Annotated in this window: 6 protein-coding genes; 2 read left to right on the plus strand and 4 right to left on the minus strand. The window is 70.6% G+C overall.

The window, feature by feature from the left end:
• On the plus strand, positions 1-725 hold a 725-nt coding region (locus FV228_RS18000; protein ID WP_246693941.1), incomplete at its 5' end, for a methyl-accepting chemotaxis protein.
• 72 nt (positions 726-797) lie between these two features.
• Entirely contained in the window at positions 798-2,201 is a 1,404-nt protein-coding gene (locus tag FV228_RS18005) for an amino acid permease (protein WP_147855883.1), read from the plus strand.
• Here the strand turns inward: FV228_RS18005 and FV228_RS18010 are convergent.
• From FV228_RS18010 to FV228_RS18025, 4 genes are all read right to left on the minus strand, one after another.
• The gene (locus FV228_RS18010; protein ID WP_147855884.1) at positions 2,185-2,595 is read right to left on the minus strand and encodes a flagellar biosynthesis protein FlgC; all 411 of its coding nucleotides are present in this window, start codon (positions 2,593-2,595) and stop codon (positions 2,185-2,187) included. The two genes, FV228_RS18005 and FV228_RS18010, sit on opposite strands and share 17 nt — an antisense overlap.
• A 68-nt stretch (positions 2,596-2,663) precedes the next feature.
• On the minus strand, positions 2,664-3,524 hold the full coding sequence (locus FV228_RS18015) for a formyltransferase family protein (protein WP_147855885.1): 861 nt from the start codon (positions 3,522-3,524) through the stop codon (positions 2,664-2,666).
• Positions 3,524-4,291, minus strand: a complete 768-nt coding sequence (locus FV228_RS18020) for an SDR family NAD(P)-dependent oxidoreductase (RefSeq protein WP_147855886.1) — start codon at positions 4,289-4,291, stop codon at positions 3,524-3,526. Before FV228_RS18020 ends, FV228_RS18015 begins: the two co-directional genes overlap by 1 nt.
• 121 nt (positions 4,292-4,412) lie before the next feature.
• Complete coding sequence (locus FV228_RS18025; RefSeq protein ID WP_147855887.1) at positions 4,413-5,720, minus strand: capsular biosynthesis protein; 1,308 nt, start codon at positions 5,718-5,720, stop codon at positions 4,413-4,415.
• Positions 5,721-6,212: the final 492 nt, after the last annotated feature.

A 6,212-nucleotide genomic window follows, 5' to 3' on the forward strand; every position in this document is an offset into this window, starting at 1 on the left:
CCACGACGGCGGACCGGTCCCTGTCGGTGGCGGCCTCCGCGGGGGATGCCGCAATCAAGGTCCAGCTGGCCTCGGCGGCCGCCGCGGAGCTGGGTTCGTCGATTGGCGAGATCGGCCGGCAGGTGGACGCGTCGGCCACGTTGGCCCGCGAGGCCGCCGCGCAATCTGCGACGACGACACCCCTGGTGACCGAGCTGAGCGCGGCGGCCGAGCGCATCGGCGATGTGGTGGCGCTGATCTCGAACATCGCCGGCCAGACCAACCTGCTGGCGCTGAACGCCACGATCGAGGCGGCGCGGGCCGGGGAGGCAGGCCGGGGCTTCGCGGTGGTGGCCGCGGAGGTCAAGGAACTCGCTGAGCAGACGGGCCGGGCCACGCAGGAGATCGCCACACAGGTTCACCGCATCCAGACCTCGACCGGGCAGGCCGTCACGGCCGTGGACGGCATCACCGTTCGGATCCGCGACATGAGCGGCGTCGCCACGGCGATCACTGCGGCTGTCGAGGAGCAGGACGCGGCGACCCGTGAGATCCTCAGGAACGTCTCGGAGGCCGCCACCGACACCAGCGCGATCACCGCCACCCTGACCGATGTCACCGGCGACGTGCAGGTCACGGGATCCGAGGCCGGCCGCGTGCTCGCCTCGGTCTCGGGCCTATCGCAGGACTTCGCGAACCTGCGCGCCGAGGTCGGCCGCTTCCTCGAGCCCGTACGTGCGGCGTGACGTCGCGGCTCGGATCTTGCTCGCCGGGCTCCCATCCGACACAGCTGATGCCGGACGACCATGAGCTGCGACATGACCGACACCGCCGCAATCGCCCGGATCGAGAGCCCGGCGAACGGTCATCCCGAACTCGCGCGGAGCCTCACGGCCCCGGGCCTGATCGCGATCGGGCTCGGCGCCACGATCGGCGCCGGCATCTTCGTCCTGACCGGAACCGCCGCGGCGCAATATGCGGGGCCGGCCCTCAGCCTGTCCTTCGTGATCGGCGGCATCGCCTGCGGCTTCGTCGGCCTGTGCTACGCCGAGCTGGCCGCCATGATCCCGGAGGCGGGATCGACCTACACCTACACCCGGGCGACCCTCGGGCTTTTCCCGGCCTGGATCATCGGCTGGGACTTGGTGCTCGAATTCGCCCTGGCGGCGGCCACGGTTGCGGTCGGCTGGTCCGGCTACGCGCAGTCGCTCGCGGCGGATTTCGGCCTGACGCTGCCGGCCGCGCTGTCGGGGGCGCCGGGGGACGGCGGCTGGGTGAACCTGCCGGCGGCCGGGATCGTGCTGGCGCTGACCGCGCTCCTGACCCGCTCGACCCGGGACGCCTCCCTGATCAACGGGCTCTTGGTGGTTGCCAAGATCGCGATCATCCTGGCCTTCGTGGGCGTCGGTGCCGTCCATCTGCAGCCGGCGCTGTGGCACCCGTTCGTGCCGGAGAACGCCGGCACGTTCGGCAGCTACGGCTGGAGCGGCGTGTTCCGCGGGGCCGCGGTGGTGTTCTTCGCCTTCATCGGCTTCGAGACCGTCGCGACCGCGGCGGGCGAGTGCCGGGCGCCCCAGCGCGACGCGCCGGCCGGACTGATCGGATCGCTGGCGATCAGCACGGTCCTGTACGTGGCGGTGGCGGCGGTGCTCACCGGCCTCGTGCCCTACCGGGAACTCGACGTCGCCGACCCGATCGCCAAGGCCATCGACCGCCTGGCGCTGCCCAGCTTCGCCATCGTGATCAAGATCGGGGCGCTGATCGGGCTGACCACCTCGGCGCTCACCGCGCTCTACGGGCAGGGCCGGATCTTCTTCGCCATGGCTCGGGACGGGCTGCTGCCGCCCCTGTTCTGCCGGGTCGATCCGGAGACCCGGGCGCCGGTGTCGAGCCAGGTGGTGATCGGGCTGTTCACGGCGGCGGTGGCCGGGCTGGTGCCGATCGATATCCTGGGCGAACTCGTCAGCATCGGCACGCTCCTGGCGTTCAGCCTCGTCTGCGCGATCGTGCTGATCCTGCGCCGCACGGACCCGGACAGGCCCCGGCCGTTCCGCGTCCCGGCGGCGACCCCGGTCGCAGTGCTCGGCATCCTGTCCTGCGTGATCCTGATGGCGTCGCTGCCGGCCGACACCTGGATCCGGCTCGCACTCTGGCTGGTGATCGGGCTGGCGATCTACGCCGGCTACGGCCAGCGCAACGCCCGGCTCACCCGAGGAGGTTGAGCGTGGCCCGGCTCACCGCGTCGATCGACGCCTCGGCGCTGAGGTTCAGCTCGTAATTGCGGATCACGCGCTGCAGGTCGGCCGATTCGAGGGCGACGTTGACGTTGGGCAGGCGGACATAGCCTTGCCGGTCGGCGGACACGTTGGACGGGTCGTAACGCCGGCGGAAATCGCTGGAATCGCGCACGATGCGACCGACCGGCTCGCGCCCCGCATCGACGTCGACCGGCCGGAACACCGCGATCTTCCGGGCGTACGGCACCCCATTGGGATTGGCCGGGACCGAGTCGGCGTTCGCGATGTTCTCGGAGATCGCACGAATCTGGCCGCTCTGCATCCGGCGGCCGTAGGCCAGCGCGTCGGCGGCCGCCTTGAGGGGGCTGGTATCCGGCATGCGGGCGCGCTCGGTCGGAACGGGAAGAGGGACTGACCGATCCTTTCCGAAACAGGCTTAAGGGCCGGTTAACCGGCCCGGCCCGACAGGCTCACCGCCTCGCGCAGGTCCCGTCCGTCGGTCAGGCGCAGGCCCCTCCGGCGCAGGGAGGCGAGCAGCGCGCGGTCCGGGAACGGACAGTAGGGCAAGACCTCGGTGCTGCGGCCCTCAGGGATGCGGCCGGTGCGGGCGATCTCATCGAGGAGGCGCTCCAGCAGACCGCGGCCATGGGCGTGAAGTGCCACGGCCGCCCGGGTGGCGGTGGTGTCCGCGGGCAGCGGGACGGCCTCCTGGGCGAGGATCGCCCCGGTGTCGATCGTAGCGGCGAGCCGGTGCAGGGTCATGCCGAAGGCGCCCGGGCCATCCGCGAGGGCGTGGATCGTCGGGACCGGCCCGCGATGGCGCGGCAGCAGCCCGGGATGACCGTTGATGCCGCCGAGCCGCGCCAGCCCGATGGTTTCGGCCTTCAGGATCTGGTCGAAATGGTAGGTCAGGATCAGGTCGGGGGCGGTCTCGCGCAGCCTCTGCGCGACCTCGGGACCGTTGACGTCGTCCACTGTCAGGGTCGGGATGCCGAGGCGCCGGCACAGGGTCTTGAGCGGCGTCGATTCCGGCGCATCGCCACTGCCGGCCACGGCCTGGGTCAGGGGTGCCAGCGGCCGCAGCAGGTCGGGCAGCCCGAAATTCACCGCGAGGTAGGGCAGGATCCCGGCGCCGGAGCGAGCGAGATGGCGCCGGACTTGGCCCGTCAGCCCGCCGCTCGACGGCCGCTCCGCGTTCGAGAGCCCGACGAAGGCGATGTCGGCACTGTGATCGGCCACGAACCGGCGCACCACCCGGGCATTCGGCAGCGCCTCCAGCACGAACAGGGCGATCCGGGCCAGGGGCATCAGCGGCGCGGCCGCCGCTGGAACCGGAAGGCGTAGAGCCCGGCCCGGCGGATGCTCTCCGGCAGGAGGAGGACGGTCCTGGCGAGGGCCGCCAGCGCGAACGGGAAGGCGATCACGTCGCGATCCTTGGCGACGCCCTTGGCGATGTACAGGGCGGCCTGCTCGGCGCTCATCTCCAGGGGCCGCCAGCCCTTCAGCTCGCCGCCCATCGGGGTCTTCACGTAGCCCGGCGCCACGACGTTGACCTTAACGCCCCGCGGCCCGACCTTCTGGCGCAGAGCCAGCCCGTGGGCGACCAGGGCGGCCTTGGCGCCGCTATAGGCCGGGGCATCCTGCAGCGGCGCGTAGGCCGCGAGGGACGAGACGAGCACGATCTGGCCGCTGCCGCGCTGGAGCATCAGCGTCAGGGTGGGCAGCACGATGTTGAGCGAGCCCGTGTAATTGATGTCGGCGGTCTCGAAGGCCGTCTCCTCGGATTCGACCTCGCCCTTCTGGTTGCCGCCGTTCACGGCCGCGTTGGCGATCACGAGGTCCAGCGGTTGGGCGGCGTGAACCCTGTGGATCAGGGCGATCGCGGCGGCCCGGTCACGGGTGTCGAGGCGCACGGGCTCGACGGTCGCGCCGCTCGCCCGGCAGTCCCGGGCCACGGCTTCGAGCCGCTCGACATTGCGTCCGACGAGGATGAGGCTCGCGTCGGCACGCGCGTAGTGGCGTGCGAGCGCAGCGCCGATACCGCTCGACGCGCCAGTGATCAGAATGCGGGGCATGACGCGGGTGCTACGCCGCGGAGCCCGGACAAATCAAGGCCGGGGAGGGCTCATCGGTGACTTAATGGGTCACCGGGACCCGGAAACTGTCAGCGGAAACCGACAGGTTTCCCGCTACGCTTCAATAGACAGGCGCGAGTTGCCCGTCGCTCTCGCCGCCCTCGCGAATCACCCGCGCGGCGGCCAGCATCGAATCGGGGAGGGCGGATTCCATCCGCGGCACCGAGCCGGCCACCGCCCGCTCGATCGCCCCCTTGGAGAAGAAGCCGCCGTTCACCTGCGTCCGGTGCAGCACCACGCGTCGGAAATCGGCCATCAGGCCCATGTCCGGCGGGGTCGGGTTCGTCCAGAACCCATCGAGGTCGGCCTGATGGGTCAGGCCGGCCATGTTGTAGATCGCGGTACCCACCGCGTGGGTGGGGCGGCCCATCTCCAGGGACAACATGCCCACGGTCGAGTTGACGATCACGACGCCGCGGGCGCCCTTGATCAGGGACGGGAGATCGCCGCCGTCGATGAAGTCGAGCCGGTCGCTGACGCCGTGGCGCCGGGCCGAGGCGCGGGCGAACTTGCGCCAGTTGATCAGGCCGCTGTCCAGCGGATGAAGCTTCACGAGGAGCCGCGTCGGCGCCGAGGACGCGTCCGCGAAGGACTTGATCACCCGGTCCATGAAGCCTTCGACGCCCAGGAACGGCGAGTGCACCCGGATCTGGTAGTCGCTGTCGAGCTGGAGCGGCAGCAGGAAGTAGTCGCAGCCGACCGCACGGTAGATCTCGTCGCAGCGCGCCGCCTCGCGGCGGGTGTGGGAGCGGCGACTGAACTTCTTGATCCAGCCCGCGTACTCGGCCGCGATATGGGTCGGCCGGTGGCTGCGGAAATGCGGGAAGAGATAGGGGAAGGCGATGTTGGCGACGTTGTAGCCGACATCCCAGACGCTGCGGCGGGCCATGTCGCCGGTGGAGGGCATCGCCCTTCCGGGCTGGGGCAGGCGGCGCGCCAGCGCGCGGACTTCGGCCGCCGTACGGGGCAGGGACGAGAAGCCGTTCACCCCGCCGAGCTCGCAGGTGATCCAGTTGGGACGGATGTAGCCTTCCTCGAACACGTGGACCCGCAGGCCACGAACCTCCGCGATCATCCGGGCCGCCCGGTGGAACGGCCGGCAATCGCCGAACAGCACGATGTCGGTAACGGCCTCGCGGTCGAGATACGATTCGAGATACGTGCCCCAGGCCTCGCGGCGACCGCGGTAATTGTCCGCCTTGCCGTTCCAGAACAGCCAGTCGCCGGGACATAGGTTGATGCGCCGGACCTCGTGTCCCCGGGCGCGCAGCGCCTTGCCGAGATCGGAGAAGAACGGAGATGCGATGCCCTGCAAGAACAGGAAGGTCGCGGGGCGGTCGCGGAGGGCGTCGAGGGCGGTCTTTTGCATTCCGCGGCGCTTCTATCCTTGACCCTCGGCCGGACGGAGCCGGACCGGAAAGACTGACCTGAGGTGGCACGCCTCGGCGCGAGCCGGCAATCCGAGGCCGCGTCGCAGGATGGCGTTTCCGCTCCGGCGTGGCCCGTCTGCAACGGTCGCACTTTCGCGGCCCCCGCCTGGATTGAAGGGGCAATCACGGCGACGATATGTCCAAATCCTTTCCACGACGTGACGCTTTGATGGGACGGCCGCGCTTGTCCCTACGATTTCGGTGATTCAGGCCCGGCCATCCCATGCCGGGGAAAATGCGCTACACGACGGCCCGAACGAGCCAGACGACCGGAGGCGGGCGCCCCATCATGTCCCTTGAACCGACCCCGTCGCTCTACGCGACCGGCCGGACGATCCACCGCCTGCGGGCGGAGATCGAGGCCGCGACGGGTCTCGCCTTTGGGCCGGTCCGGCCGGCTGCGGTCGGCGCCGTCTGGCAGGCGGAAAGCC

Source organism: Methylobacterium sp. WL18, assembly GCF_008040015.1.
GTDB classification, from domain to species: Bacteria; Pseudomonadota; Alphaproteobacteria; order Rhizobiales; family Beijerinckiaceae; genus Methylobacterium; species Methylobacterium mesophilicum.